General features: G+C 67.9%; 13 protein-coding genes and 1 pseudogene. 11 read left to right on the top strand and 3 right to left on the bottom strand.

Annotated features, from left to right (window positions below; all coding sequences use genetic code 11):
* Window positions 1-194, top strand: a pseudogene (locus EON91_RS12195) (phage tail tape measure protein); the annotation flags it as partial.
* A 3-nt stretch (window positions 195-197) separates the two neighbouring features.
* On the opposite strand, the gene EON91_RS12190 reads toward EON91_RS12195, so the two are convergent.
* Both EON91_RS12190 and EON91_RS12185 read right to left on the bottom strand, forming a co-directional pair.
* Window positions 198-752 (bottom strand): hypothetical protein, encoded by a 555-nt coding sequence (locus EON91_RS12190; protein WP_292095129.1) that lies wholly within the window; start codon window positions 750-752, stop codon window positions 198-200.
* Between the two features lie 56 nt (window positions 753-808).
* Window positions 809-1,498, bottom strand: a complete 690-nt coding sequence (locus tag EON91_RS12185; RefSeq protein WP_292095127.1) for a DUF805 domain-containing protein — start codon at window positions 1,496-1,498, stop codon at window positions 809-811.
* 87 nt (window positions 1,499-1,585) lie between these two features.
* On the opposite strand from EON91_RS12185, the gene EON91_RS12180 reads away from it, so the two are divergent.
* The 10 genes from EON91_RS12180 to EON91_RS12135 all read left to right on the top strand — a co-directional run bounded on the left by EON91_RS12180 (window position 1,586) and on the right by EON91_RS12135 (window position 12,628).
* On the top strand, window positions 1,586-2,194 hold the full coding sequence (locus tag EON91_RS12180; protein ID WP_292095126.1) for a DUF2460 domain-containing protein: 609 nt from the start codon (window positions 1,586-1,588) through the stop codon (window positions 2,192-2,194).
* Window positions 2,195-2,197: 3 nt separating this feature from the next.
* Window positions 2,198-2,833, top strand: a complete 636-nt coding sequence (locus tag EON91_RS12175; protein ID WP_292095125.1) for a DUF2163 domain-containing protein — start codon at window positions 2,198-2,200, stop codon at window positions 2,831-2,833.
* Window positions 2,830-3,291, top strand: coding sequence for an NlpC/P60 family protein (locus EON91_RS12170; protein ID WP_292095122.1), 462 nt, complete (start codon window positions 2,830-2,832; stop codon window positions 3,289-3,291). The genes EON91_RS12175 and EON91_RS12170 overlap by 4 nt, the downstream gene beginning before the upstream one ends.
* Window positions 3,292-7,023 carry a glycoside hydrolase/phage tail family protein gene (locus EON91_RS12165; protein ID WP_292095119.1) on the top strand — a complete coding sequence of 1,244 codons (3,732 nt, stop codon included), beginning with the start codon at window positions 3,292-3,294 and terminating at the stop codon, window positions 7,021-7,023.
* A gap of 148 nt (window positions 7,024-7,171) precedes the next feature.
* A complete protein-coding gene (locus EON91_RS12160) occupies window positions 7,172-8,086 on the top strand; it encodes a J domain-containing protein (RefSeq protein WP_292095117.1) in 915 nt (304 codons plus the stop codon).
* Window positions 8,087-8,134: 48 nt separating this feature from the next.
* Entirely contained in the window at window positions 8,135-9,295 is a 1,161-nt protein-coding gene (locus EON91_RS12155) for a phosphoserine transaminase (protein ID WP_292095115.1), read from the top strand.
* 212 nt (window positions 9,296-9,507) lie between these two features.
* Window positions 9,508-9,708 carry a hypothetical protein gene (locus EON91_RS12150; RefSeq protein ID WP_292095113.1) on the top strand — a complete coding sequence of 67 codons (201 nt, stop codon included), beginning with the start codon at window positions 9,508-9,510 and terminating at the stop codon, window positions 9,706-9,708.
* A gap of 42 nt (window positions 9,709-9,750) precedes the next feature.
* On the top strand, window positions 9,751-10,356 hold the full coding sequence (locus EON91_RS12145; protein WP_292095112.1) for a hypothetical protein: 606 nt from the start codon (window positions 9,751-9,753) through the stop codon (window positions 10,354-10,356).
* Between the two features lie 83 nt (window positions 10,357-10,439).
* Entirely contained in the window at window positions 10,440-11,735 is a 1,296-nt protein-coding gene (locus EON91_RS12140; protein WP_292095111.1) for an adenylosuccinate synthase, read from the top strand.
* Between the two features lie 86 nt (window positions 11,736-11,821).
* Window positions 11,822-12,628, top strand: coding sequence for a response regulator (locus EON91_RS12135; RefSeq protein ID WP_292095110.1), 807 nt, complete (start codon window positions 11,822-11,824; stop codon window positions 12,626-12,628).
* Window positions 12,629-12,648: 20 nt separating this feature from the next.
* Here EON91_RS12135 and EON91_RS12130 read toward each other — a convergent pair.
* The coding region (locus EON91_RS12130; RefSeq protein WP_292095106.1) for an RNA polymerase factor sigma-32 at window positions 12,649-13,281 on the bottom strand (633 nt) is incomplete at its 5' end.

Below are 13,281 nucleotides of genomic sequence, written 5' to 3'. Positions count from 1 at the left end.
GCGCCTATCTGGTCGGCGAACGGGGGCCGGAGGTATTTCGTCCGGCGGGCGCGGGGACGGTCGAGCCGGTCAGCGGGGGCGGCGTGGTCGTCAATGTGACGGTGGACGGCGGCGCGCCTGCGTTGCTGCGCTCCGAGGCGCAGATCGCCCAGATGCTGGCGCGGGCCACGGCGCTGGGGATGCGGCGTCTGTAGTGATCAGGGGTGGTGGGCGAAGGCGGCGAGGCGTTCGCGGTGTTTCAGCTCCAGATCGCGCGAGGCGGCCAGAGCAGCGTCGCGATCGTCGGCGCGCTGCAGATTGCTGAGGTCTTCGCCACGCCCCTCCTGGATGGCGCAGACGCGCAGCATGACGGGTGATTTGGGCACGAAGTCGGGGACGATGGAGAACTCGCCGTCGCCTTCGACCACCCGGCGGCCTTCCGGCGAGACGGACACGCCGACGATGAAACGGTCGAGGCGGGGGGCGCAGTCGAAGTCGGTCTTGAACTCGGCCCAGTCGATGGGCGTCCCGGCCGCATCATAGGCCTTGACGATGATGACGTGGGCGACGGGATGGCCCTCTTGCGGACGCAGATCGCTTTCCAGCACCCAGAAGTCAGTGCCTCGTTCGGGGCCGGGCGTATTGGCCCAATACTGCTGCAGCAGACGTCGCGGGCCATCGGGCAGGGTCGGCTCGACCGCCTGGGCGGTGGCGACGGACGTTAGGCCCAGAATGAGGGCGCCTGCAGAGAGCCCGAGCAGGCGATGCGTCATGGCGCGGCCTCCGGCAGGAGAGGTTCCCGGGGCGAACCCCGGGAACGGTGTTGCAGTCACTCGCCCTTGGGGTTCGGGCCGAAGCGGTTGTCGCCCTTCTGGCTGTCGGTCAGGCCGATCCAGAGCAGGAAGCCCAGGCCGACCAGAAGGATCAGGGCGAGCAGGCCGAAGGCCGGACCTATCAGGGCCAGGATGGCGGCCGGATCTTCATTCTCGAGCGCCGCGGCGTTCATCACGGCGGACATGCCGATCATGCCGAAACCGACGAACATGCCGACGATGCTGACGACCCAGGGAACGACCACCAGCCAACCGGTCTGACCCATGTCGTGCAGGCGCTTCACGCTGATGGCCAGGTTCGGCCAGATCAGCAACAGCGAGATCAGGGCGCCGAGGACGGGAATCCAGCCGGCGACCACGCTGACGCCGAGGAGGATCAGCCAGCCGATCCAGAAATGCGAGCGGCGGATGCGGCCCTCGAACGAGAACAGCAGGGTCTTCCAGTCGAAACCGGTGACCTGGGTGTCCAGACTGTCGAGCGCCGAATGGGCGGCGGCGGTCGCGGTGATCACCACGATCTGTGCCGCCTGGTCGCCCTCGGCCACGAAGTCGACGCGGGCGCCGGCGCGGACTACGCCGCCGCCGGACTGGATGGACGACCGGTCGAAGCTGTAGCGGGCGCCGTCGTCGCCGCTGATCAGGCCCGTTCCCGAGACGTCGTCGAAACTCAGAATCTCACCGCGCACGTTGGCAACTCCCCAAATCACGGCAACTCGCCGCTGAGGGGAAGATGAACGAGCGCTGATCCTTGAACAAGTGAAAGCGAGGACAGGATGGCCTTCCACGAGGTGCGGCTGCCGGCGCGACTGGCGTTCGGCTCGACCGGGGGTGTCGAGCGACGAACCGAGGTGGTGACGCTGGCGTCCGGCTGGGAGCGGCGCTCGACGCCGTGGGCGATGGGGCGGCGGCGCTATCTGATCGGGGCGAATCTGCGGGCGCTGGACGACATGGCGGCGCTAACGGCGTTTTTCGAGGCGCGCCGGGGGCGGCTGTACGGGTTCCGGTTCCGGGACTTCGCCGACTTCAAGTCGTGCGCGCCGGGCGGCGAAGTCGTGGCGACGGACCAGGTGCTGGGGGTCGGGGATGGGGCGCGGCGGACGTTCCCGCTGCTGAAGCGGTACGGCGATGTCGCGCGGCCGATCCGCAAGCCGGTCGAAGGCTCGGTGCGCGCGGCGGTGGGCGGAGTCGAGGTCGGTTTTTCGCTGGAGGCGACGACGGGTGTGGTGACGCTGGATGTGGCGCCGACGGCGGGCGCGACGGTGAGCGCGGGCTTCGTCTTTGACACACCGGTGCGGTTCGACACCGACCGGATCGAAGTGACGCTGGAGAGTTTCGGCGCCGGACGGATGGCGGCCGTGCCGCTGATCGAGGTGCGGGTCTGACCGATGCGCGACATTCCAAACGAACTGGTCGACCGCATCGAGAGCGGGGCGGCGATGCTGTGCCATGTCTGGACGTTGGAGCGGTCGGACGGGGCGAGGGCGGGGTTCACCGATCATGATCAGGATCTGACGGTGGACGGGCTGGCGTGTTCGGCGAGCACGGGCTGGACTGTGGGCGCGGCCGAGGCGGGCGTCGGGACAGCGTCAGGGAGTCTGGCGGTTTCGGGCGTTTGGGATGCGGAGGGTCAGGCCTCCGACTGGGATGACGCGCGGGTCGAGCTGTGGCGGGTGGACTGGGTGCAGCCGGACCTGAAGGTGCGGTTGTGGGCAGGGACGCTGAGCCGGTTGCGACGTGAGGGTGGGGGTTTCGTCGCCGAACTGGACGGGCCGATGGCGGCGCTGGAGCGGGTGGTCGGGCGGACCTATGGCCGGATGTGCGATGCGCGGTTCGGCGACGGGCGATGTGGAGTGTCGGAGGAGGCGTGGCCCGGCGCGACATGCGACCGGCGGTGGGCGACCTGCGTCGGGACGTTCGGCAACGGGATCAATTTCCAGGGATTTCCGGACATTCCCGGTGACGACTTCCTGACGGCGTATCCGGTGTCGGGCGGGCGGCATGACGGCAGGAGCCGGCGATGAGGGAGGTCGAGGCGCGGCGCGCTCGTATTCTGGTCGCGGCCCGCACCTGGCTGGGCACGCCCTATCGGCATCAGGCCAGCCTGAAGGGCGAGGGGACGGATTGTCTGGGGCTGGTGCGCGGGGTGTGGCGCGAGGTGGTGGGGGAGGAGCCTGAAGCACCGCCTCCATACGCCGCCGACTGGGCCGAGGTCGGAGGTGAGGAGACGTTGTGGCATGCGGCGCGGCGGGCGCTTGTCGAGCGGCCCGTGGAGGCGGCGCGGCCGGGAGACGTGCTGCTGTTCCGTATGGCGGACGGGGCGCCAGCCAAGCATTGCGCCATCCTGAGCGCCGATGGCGCGCCTGAGCCGAGGATGATCCACGCCTATTGGGGGCGGTCGGTGGTGGAAAGCTGGATGGGGCCGTGGTGGCGGCGAAGGCTGGTGGCGGCCTTCGCCTTTCCGGGCGTGGAGGAGGATTGAATGGCGCAGGCGGTTCTGGGCGGGATCGGCGGGGCGATCGGCGGCGGCATAGGCCAGGCGGTCGGGGCGGCCCTGGGGCGGGTGATCGACGGCGGCGTCGTGGCGTCGCTGTCGCCGGCGCGGCAGCGGGGGCCGAGACTGGAGACGCTGAAGGTCCAGTCGACCGCCGAGGGGTCGCCGATGGCCTGGGCCATGGGGCGAGTGCGGGTGACAGGTCAGGTGATCTGGGCCGCGCGCTTCCTGGAGAAACGCAACGAGCGCGGTGGCTCGAAAGGCGGACCTAGGACGGTGGACTACGCCTATTCGCTCAGCTTTGCGGTGGCGGTGTGCGAGGGGCCGATCGACGGGATCGGCCGGGTGTGGGCCGACGGGCGGCCGCTGGATCAGTCGGGCGTGACCATGCGGGTGCATCGCGGGACGGCGAACCAGACGCCCGATCCGCTGATCGAGGCGATCGAGGGGACGGCGCCCGCCTGTCGCGGGACGGCCTATGTGGTGTTCGAGGATCTGCCGCTGGGGCCGTTCGGCAATCGGCTGCCGCAGCTGAGTTTCGAGGTGTTCCGACGGCCGCAGGGCATCGCGGCGCGGCTGGAGGACCGGCTGGAGGGGGTGTGCCTGATCCCTGGCGCGGGTGAGTTCGTGCTGGCGACGGAGCCGGTGTTCCGGCGCGAGGGCTTGACGAAAAGCCGGGTCGAGAACGTCAACAACGCCGAGGGGCGGGCCGATTTCCTGGTGTCGCTGGACCAACTTCAGGCGCAGGCGCCGAAGCTGAAACGCGTCAGCCTGGTGATCGGCTGGTTCGGCGACGACTTGAGGGCCGGTCATTGCCGCATCCGGCCGGGGGTGGAGCGGGTGCAGCGGCCGATGCGGCCGCTAACCTGGTCGGTCGCCGGGCTGGCGCGGCATCAGGCGCATGTGGTGTCGCAGGTGGACGGCGCCCCGGCCTATGGCGGCACGCCCTCGGACCAGACGGTGCGGGCGGCGGTGGCCGAGCTGAAGCGGCGCGGGCTGGAGGTGACGCTGTATCCGTTTGTCTTCATGGACATACCGGTGGGGAACGGGAAGCCGGACCCTTATGGCGCGGCCGAACAGGCGGCGCATCCGTGGCGCGGCCGGGTGAAGGGCACGGACGGCGCCGGGGCGGCGGCCGAGGTCGAGGCGATGTTCGGCGCGGCGGACGGCTGGGGCCTGCGGCGGCTGGCGCTGCACTATGCGCGGATCGCGGCCGAGACGGGGGCGGACGGGCTGCCGATCGGCTCGGAAATGAGGGGGCTGACGTGGACGCGGGATGCGGCGGGCGGTCATCCGGCGGTCGCGCGGTTGCGGGCGCTTGCGGCGGAATGCCGGGCCATCGTCGGACCGGGGGTGAAGCTGAGTTACGCCGCCGACTGGTCGGAATACTTCGGCCGTCAGGTCGGCGGGGAGGTGACGTTCCATCTCGATCCGCTGTGGGCCGATCCGAACATCGATTACGTCGGCATCGACTGGTATCCGCCGCTGGGCGACTGGCGCGAAGGGGACGGGGGCGTGGACGCCTTGAGTTTCGCCGGGCCGGCGGACCCGGCCTATCTGGCGGCGCAGGTGGCGGGCGGTGAAAATTTCGACTGGTATTATGCCGGTACGGCGGACCGCGCGGCGCAGATGCGGACGCCCATCGTCGACGGGGCGCACGGCGAAAACTGGCTGTTCCGACCCAAGGACCTGAAGGGGTGGTGGTCGAATGCGCACCATGACCGGCCAGGCGGGGTGCGGAAGGCGACGCCGACGGCGTGGGTTCCGGGGATGAAGCCGATCCGGCTGACCGAGTTCGGCTGCGCCGCCGTGGATCGCGGGGGCAATGCGCCGAACCTGTTTCAGGACCCCAAGAGCGCGGAGAACGCCCTGCCGCCGCACTCGACCGGCGCGCGCGACGACGCGATGCAGCGGCGGGCGCTGGAGGCGGTGCTGGTTCATTATGCCGAGCCGGCGAACAATCCAGTGTCCGGCGTATATGGCGGGCGGATGCTGGAGGGCGCCGACGCCTGGTGCTGGGACGCGCGGCCGTATCCGGCGTTTCCGGCCAAGGGCGAGGTCTGGGCCGACGCGGGGGCGTGGCGGACAGGCCATTGGCTGAACGGACGCCTGTCGGGCGAGGCGGCGGACCTGGTCGCAACGGTCATCCGGCGGGGTGGATTGTCGAACGACGACTTGGTGATCGGGCCGGTGAAGGGCGAGGTCGCGGGCTATGTGATCGACCGGCCGATGCGAGTGCGCGATGCGCTGGAGCCGTTGGCGGCGGCGCTGAACCTGACCCTGGCCGAGCGAGCAGGGAAGGTCGCGGTGGCCGTGGGGGTGGAGCCGATTGCGCTGTCGCGCGACGGTCTGGCGCTGCCGGATGAGGGAGGAGCGGTGCAGGCTGAGCGGGTGCTGGAGCCACCACCGGAAATGGCGCGGGTGCGCTTCATCGACGAGGCGGCGGACTATCAGACGGGCGCAGTGACGAACCATGGCCCGGTCGCGACGGGCGGCGGGAGTGTGGATCTGGATTTGCCGGTGGTTTGCGGCGCCGGGTTGGCGCGAGCCGCAGGACGGCGGCTGGTGGATGCGAGAGCGGGCGTCGAGCGGCTGACGGTCGCGCTGGGGCCGCTGGAGGCGCTGAGACTGGAGCCGGGCGATGCGGTGACGGTCGAGGGTGAGGCGGGCCTGTGGCGGGTGGCGCGGTTGCGGCTGGACGAGCGGCCCGAAGCAGAATTGGAGCCGGTCGGGCCGGAGGGGCTGGAGGACGAGGCGCCGGACTGGCGGCCGGGCGCGGGACCGGTGGCGGTCGGCGAGCCCTTTGTCGTGGTGCTGGACCTGCCGCCGTTACCGGGGCGTGAAGATGACGCGCGGCCGTTGGCGGCGGTGGCGGCGGAACCGTGGCTGGCGATGCGGATACACGCCGGAGCGAGCGCGGGCGCGCTGGTGGCGCGGGGACTGGCCGAGACGCCGGCGACGGTCGGCATGCTGACGGAGCCGTTGAAACCCGGCGTGGTCGGGCGCTGGGACGAGGTCAATACGCTGGTCGTGCGCCTGGAAGGGAGGGCGCCGGAAAGTCGGGGTGCGGCCGGCGTTCTGGCGGGCGGATCGGTGCTGGCGGTCGAGACGGCGGGGGGATGGGAGGTCCTGCAATATCGGCGCGCGACTTTGGTCGGGTCGGAGCTGTGGCGGCTGGATGGCCTGTTGCGCGGACAACAGGGGACGGAGGACGCCTGCGCCGCCGGTGCGGCCTCTGGCGCGGCGGCGGTGTTGCTGGACGACACGCTGGTGCGGCTGGCGTTCGATGCAGCGGAGGTCGGGACGCCCCGGCTGATCCGCGTGGCGCCGGATGGGGCGCCGGCGGGTGGGGCGGGGGCGGTCGAAACTGACTTCACCTGGCGCAATCGGCATGCGCGACCGTGGCGGCCGGCGCATCTGCGGGTCGGGGCGGCGGCCGATGGGCTGCGGGTGCGCTGGACCCCGCGCGTGCGCGTGGGCGGCGACCGTTGGGACGGCGAGCCGGTCGAGGTTGATCCAAGGCGGTTCAGGCTGCGGGTGCTGGACGGCGCGGTGGAGCGACGGGCCTGGGAGGTCGAGGAGCCGGAGGCGGTCTATCCGGTTGACTGGCTGGCGGCGGATCTCCCGGGTGGCGCGGGAGAGAATGCGCGGATCGCGGTGGCGCAATGGGGCGAGGGATATGGTTGGGGGGCGGAGGCGGCGGTTTCGATCCTTCTTTGAGGTGGGCGATTTACACGCCGTCATCCTCGGGCCTGATCCGAGGATGACGGAAGAGAGGCGCAGCGCAGGGCAGGATTGATCGCGCCCCTTTGCGCGGGCGGCCCCATGGCTTAACTGACGCTTCTGAACGCGTGAGGACGGAGCGGAAGTGGCCGGCGATCCCTACAAGGAACTGGGCGTCGCGCGTAGCGCGAGCCAGGACGAGATCAAGAAGGCGTTCCGCAAGCTCGCCAAGACGCTGCACCCTGACAAGAATCCGGGCGACAAGGGCGCCGAGGAACGGTTCAAGCGCATCACCGCGGCCTTTGACCTGCTGGGCGACAAGGACAAGCGGGCCAAATTCGACCGGGGCGAGATCGACGCCGACGGGCGTGAGCAGTTCCGCGGCTTCGGCGGAGGCGGGGCGCCTCGCGGTGGCGGCGGGCCGGGCGGAAGCTATACCGGCGGGCCGGGCGGACGGGCCGGGTTCGAGAACATCGACCTGGACGAGATCTTCGGCATGTTCGGCGGGGGCGCGCGTCCGGGGACCGGGCGGCCGTTCTCGACCAAGGGACAGGACGTCAAGGCGACGCTGGAGATCACGCTGGAAGAGGCGATCGCCGGGGCCACGCGGCGTATCCAATTCTCGGACGGTCGCATGCTGGACGTGGCAATTCCCAAGGGCGCGGGCGACGGCCAGACGATTCGACTAAAGGGCCAGGGCGCGCCGGGACGCGGCGGGCCATCGGGCGACGCCTTGATCGAACTGACGATCGCGCCGCACCCGATCTATCGCCGCGAGGGCGCGGACCTGACCATGGACCTGCCGGTGTCGGTTCCGGACGCGGTGCTGGGCGGCAAGGTGCAGGTGCAGACCCCGGACGGGGCGGTGATGATGACGCTGCCGGCGGGCTCCAACTCGGGCAAGGTGCTGCGGTTGAAGGGGCGGGGCGCCCATGCCGACGGCAAGCGCGGCGACCTGCTGGCGAAACTGGTGGTGACCCTGCCGGACGCTCCGGACGAGACGCTGACCAAATTCGCCGAGGAATGGCGCGAGAAGCGACCGTACAAGCCGGGTCGCTGACGCCTTTCATCCGTCCCTCCCAATCGTCATGCCAGAGACGCCTACGCCATGATCGCCAAGCCCGACCTCAAGCCCGCACGGCCCTGGTTTTCCGCCGGGCCGACGGCCAAACGACCGGGCTGGTCGCTGGCGGGGTTGCCGTCGAACCTGCTGGGCCGGGGCATTCGTGCGCCCGAGGTTGTGGAGCGGTTTGCCCACGGCCTGCAGCTGACGCGCGAGGTTCTGGCCCCGCCTGAAGACTATGTGATGCTCTATACGCCCGGCTCGGACACCGGCGCGGTCGAGGCGGCGCTGTGGGGCATGCTGGGCGAGCGGCCGGTGCAGGTCATCGCCTATGAGAATTTCGGCCTGACCTGGGCCGTCGACGTGCACGACCATCTGAAGCTGGAGCCCGAGGTGTTGACGGCGGCCTGGGGCGACCTGCCGGACCTGTCGCGGGTCGATCCGAACAAGGACGTGGTGTTCCCGTGGAACGGCACGACCTCGGGCGTGCGGATGCCGGACGGCGACTGGATCGCCGACGACCGCGAGGGGCTGACCATCTGCGACGCGACCTCGGCCGCCTTTGCGCAGCCGCTGCCGTGGGACAAGCTGGATGTGACGACCTTCAGCTTCCAGAAGGCGCTGGGCGGCGAGGCGGGCATCGGGGTGATGGTGCTGTCGCCGCGCGCGGTGGCCCGGCTGGACAGCTACCGGCCCGAGCGGTCGATCCCCAAGGTGTTGCGCCTGACCGACAAGGGGCGGTTCGACCGGACGCTGGCGGACGGGGTGGTGATCAACACCTTCTCGATCCTGACCATCGAGGACTGGATCGACGCGCTGGACTGGGCGCGGAACGTGGGCGGGATCGAGGAACTGATCCGGCGCACCAACGCCAACTATGCGGCGCTGGCTGAATGGGTCGAGCGGACCGACTGGATCGCCTTCCTGCCGGACCGGCCCGAAATCCGCTCGACCACGTCTGTATGCCTGAAATTCACTGATGCGCGCGTGACCGCGCTAAACGAAGCCGGGCAAAAGGCCTTCGTGAAGCGGTTCAAGGCGCTGCTGGAGGGCGAGGGCGCCGTCTATGACATGGAGCCCCACCGCCACGCCCCGCCCGGCCTGCGCCTGTGGTGCGGCTGCACGGTCGAGACGGCCGATGTCGTGGCCGCGACGCCCTGGCTGGAATGGGCGTTCGAAAGGGCATGGGATCACTGCGCCCTATAACAATCTTTAAAGATTCGTCGTGTTGCGAGTCGCGGGGGGGATGTGTATATGTGTGCCTTGATAGAAGCCGCCTTAACCGACCGTTCAACCTTGACAGCCAGAATGATTTGCGTGGATCACCGACTCGATACGGAGTTGCGTGAACCTTCGTGTGTCTGGCCAGTTGTGTTGGATGTGTCTGCTTTGTTGGCTATCTGAGAAAGGAGGAACATATGATGTCTGCAATTGATCGCGCTGCCAATGCGCTGTTCCCCGCCGAGGGAAGCCGAGTTGCAAACGTGAAGTTCATGCTTGGTGGTCGCCGCGATATTACTGCGGTGGATCTGGCTGATCAGTTCGTCCGCGCGGACTCGCAGGTTCGTGGTGGGGGTATCCAGGCAACCACGAATATTGACGGTGATTTGACGGCTTAACCAAGCTTCGCTAGCTAAGGTGTTCAACACCTTGGCTAGCGCATGCATTTTTCCGAACTCTATGAGTATGCTAATGGGCTGGACGAGCCATTCGTACAGCTCGATCTCCTCGTAAAGAGGATAATTGCCCATCATCCCCATATAGGTGACGTGAACTATTATCCGGTCGATGTGAATCCGGATATAATGATAGCTCACATGCTTTATGAGCGGGATAGGTCAAGTCCTTACGAGGAGGACTTCACGGTTGCCAATATTCGTTATTGGCAGGGGCTTGATCATCCGCCCTACTGGCTCCGGCGCTGGGTTTGTTGCAAGGAGCTAATGCACGTCTTCGACACAGCGGACGAGAAGACGAATACGCGCGAGCGTTTTGTCCAACTTCTGGACGAGCTTACTTCAAATCGTATCTTGGAAGATGCCTCTCCGATGTTTGCGTCCGAAGGGGAGGCAATGTGGATGGCGTTGGCTGTCTTATGTCCAGCCAAGCTTCGAGCACAACACCGGCCACGATGGATCGCACGCGAAGTCACAGACTACGATGTTGCTTTAGCGCTAAAATTGCCGGAAGCCTTGGTTCCCTCGATAATGAGCGACTACTACGATGTTGCTCTTGAGCGCTTGCTCAAGAAGGACTGCCATAAGTAGGTGACTAAATACGGCGACACCTGACGATTCCCCCGCTATAGGCTGCGCCCGCATCCGAAATTCCGGACAGCGGAGAGACGATCTTGGCGAACGTAGCGGTGGTCGGCGCCCAGTGGGGCGACGAGGGCAAGGGCAAGATCGTCGACTGGCTGTCGAACCGGGCCGACATGGTCGTGCGGTTCCAGGGCGGTCACAACGCGGGCCATACGCTGGTCGTGGACGGCAAGGTCTACAAGCTGGCGCTGCTGCCGTCGGGCGTAGTGCAGGGCAAGCCGTCGATCATCGGCAACGGCGTGGTGGTCGATCCCTGGCATCTGGTCGGCGAGATCGAGAAGATCCAGGCGCAAGGGATCGAGATCAGCCCCGCCATCCTGACCATCGCCGACAACGCCTGTCTGATCCTGCCGATCCATCCGGCCCTGGATGTAGCGCGCGAGGCCGCCGCCAGCGCGCCGGGCGCCAAGATCGGAACGACCGGCCGCGGCATCGGACCGGCCTATGAGGACAAGGTCGGTCGCCGCGCCATCCGTGTCTGCGATCTGGCCAACGAAGATGACCTGAAGATCAAGATCGACCGCCTGCGCTCGCACCATGATCCGCTGCGTGCGGGTCTGGGGCTGGAGCCGATCGACCCGGCGGCGCTGCTGGCGCAACTGCTGGAGATCGCGCCGAAGATCCTGCCCTATGTGAAGCCGGCCTGGCGTGTGCTGGATCAGGCCCAGAAGGCGGGCAAGCGGGTGTTGTTCGAGGGGGCTCAAGGGGCCTTCCTGGACGTCGATCATGGCACCTATCCCTATGTGACGTCATCGAACACCGTAGCCGGGCAGGCGGCGGCGGGATCGGGGCTGGGTCCGCGCGGCGTCGGCTATGTGCTGGGGATCGTGAAGGCCTATACGACGCGGGTCGGCGAGGGGCCGTTCGCCTGCGAGCTGAATGACGAGGTCGGGCGGCATCTGGCGACTGTGGGGCGCGAGGTCGGCGTCAACACGGGCCGGGCGCGGCGCTGCGGCTGGTTCGACGCGGTGCTGGTGCGCCAGTCGGTGGCGATCAACGGCATTGACGGTATCGCCCTGACGAAACTGGATGTGCTGGACGGACTGAAGACGCTGAAGATCTGCGTCGGCTATCGCATCAATGGCGAGGTGCTGGATTATCTGCCCAGCAGCCTGAAGGATCAGGCTTCGGCCGAGCCGGTGTTCGAGGAGCTGGAAGGCTGGAGCGAAAGCACCGGCGGGGTACGGACGTTCAAGGACCTGAACGCCCACGCATTGAAGTATGTGCGTCGGATCGAGGAACTGATCGGCGCGCCGGTGGCCCTGCTGTCGACCAGTCCCGAGCGGGACGACACCATCCTGATGCGCGACCCGTTCCAAGGGTAGAGTCGAGGCGGATTACGGCAAAGCTTTGCAACCCCGCCTTAACGGCTGATGGTTAAGGCTGGCGGCCTAATCGGAGCCGCCTCGCCTTGTTCGCCATCGACGCCAAGACCCTGAACCGGATCGAGCCGGTCGTTCGCCGGACACTGGTGATCGATCCGAATCCGCATTCGGCGCGTCTGTTGATGGACGTGATGAAGGCGCTGGGCGCCCGCGAGGTGGTGTCCGAGCCGGACAACAGGCGGGCCATGGCGATGGCGCGGGATCTGGAGCCGGGCCTGATCTTTACCGAGCGCAGTGGCGACGGGCTGGACGGCGAGGAACTGACGCGGCTGATCCGGCGGTCGGGCATGCAATGTCGCCGGGCGCCGATCATCATGGTCACGGCCGACGCCACCGCCAGTTCGATCATGGGCGCGCGCGACGTCGGCGTGCACGAATTCCTGCGCAAGCCCTACACCTCCAACGACCTGTTCAAGCGGATCGAGAACGTGGCGTTGAAGCCGCGCGACTGGATCGAGGCGGTCGGTTATGTCGGCCCCGACCGGCGGCGCTTCAACTCGGGCGAATATGCCGGACCGGCCAAGCGGCGCAGCGACAAGCCAGCCTCGGCCGCAGCGGAGGCAGCGGCGGTCAAGGATCAGGCGATGCGCATCCTGGGCTCTGCCATGACCCAGTTCGACAACGATCCGGCCCAAGCCGTCCGCGCGATCCGCCAGCAGGCCGAAACGCTGAAGGCGCTGGGGATCAAGACCGGCGATACGTCGCTGGTGATCGCCTCGGCCGGGCTGGAGACCTGTTTCGCCGGTCCCGCGCCGACCAAAGCCAGCCTGAACGGACCGGTCGACGCGGTGCTGAAGCTGGCCGATCCGGAGACGCTGGCGCGCAGCGCCTGATCGCCGGGCCTGATCTAGGATCAGGCGTCGACCAGATTGCGCTCTTCGGCGGCGGCGCGCATGGCCTTCTGCAGTTTCTCGAAGGCGCGGACCTCGATCTGACGCACGCGCTCACGCGACACGCCGTACTGACCAGCCAGCTCTTCCAGTGTAACCGGATCGTCCTTGAGGCGACGTTCGGTCAGGATGTGCTTCTCGCGGTCGGTCAGTTCCTCCATGGCTTCCTGCAACAGGCCCATGCGGATCGACTTTTCCTCACTCTCGGCCAACTGCGTCTCTTGCGAGACGGCGGTGTCGTCGGCCAGCCAGTCCTGCCATTCGCTTTCGCCATCCGCACGCAGGGGCGCGTTCAGCGAGGCGTCGCCGCCGAGGCGGCGGTTCATGTTGGTGACCTCTTCTTCCGACACGCCCAGCTTGGTGGCGATGGCGGCGAGGTGTTCGGGGTGCAGATCGCCTTCCTCGAAAGCCGAGATCTGGCTCTTGGCCTTGCGCAGGTTGAAGAACAGCTTCTTCTGCGCGGCGGTGGTGCCCATCTTCACGAGCGACCAGCTGCGCAGGATGTATTCCTGGATCGAGGCGCGGATCCACCACATGGCGTAGGTCGCCAGGCGGAAGCCCTTGTCCGGATCGAATTTCTTGACGGCCTGCATCAG

Source organism: Brevundimonas sp. (genome assembly GCF_004210735.1).
Classification (GTDB): domain Bacteria; phylum Pseudomonadota; class Alphaproteobacteria; order Caulobacterales; family Caulobacteraceae; genus Brevundimonas.
Note: the sequence above shows the minus strand (reverse complement) of the source record. Positions and strands in the feature narration are given on the sequence as shown.

Excerpts from the sequence above, each read along its gene's own strand:
- EON91_RS12150 (WP_292095113.1), top strand. The coding sequence starts at position 9,508 with ATGATGTCTGCAATTGATCGCGCTGCCAATGCGCTGTTCCCCGCCGAG.
- EON91_RS12170 (WP_292095122.1), top strand. The coding sequence starts at position 2,830 with ATGAGGGAGGTCGAGGCGCGGCGCGCTCGTATTCTGGTCGCGGCCCGC.
- EON91_RS12155 (WP_292095115.1), top strand. The coding sequence starts at position 8,135 with ATGATCGCCAAGCCCGACCTCAAGCCCGCACGGCCCTGGTTTTCCGCC.
- EON91_RS12180 (WP_292095126.1), top strand. The coding sequence starts at position 1,586 with ATGGCCTTCCACGAGGTGCGGCTGCCGGCGCGACTGGCGTTCGGCTCG.
- EON91_RS12175 (WP_292095125.1), top strand. The coding sequence starts at position 2,198 with ATGCGCGACATTCCAAACGAACTGGTCGACCGCATCGAGAGCGGGGCG.
- EON91_RS12165 (WP_292095119.1), top strand. The coding sequence starts at position 3,292 with ATGGCGCAGGCGGTTCTGGGCGGGATCGGCGGGGCGATCGGCGGCGGC.
- EON91_RS12190 (WP_292095129.1), bottom strand. The coding sequence starts at position 752 with ATGACGCATCGCCTGCTCGGGCTCTCTGCAGGCGCCCTCATTCTGGGC.
- EON91_RS12145 (WP_292095112.1), top strand. The coding sequence starts at position 9,751 with ATGCATTTTTCCGAACTCTATGAGTATGCTAATGGGCTGGACGAGCCA.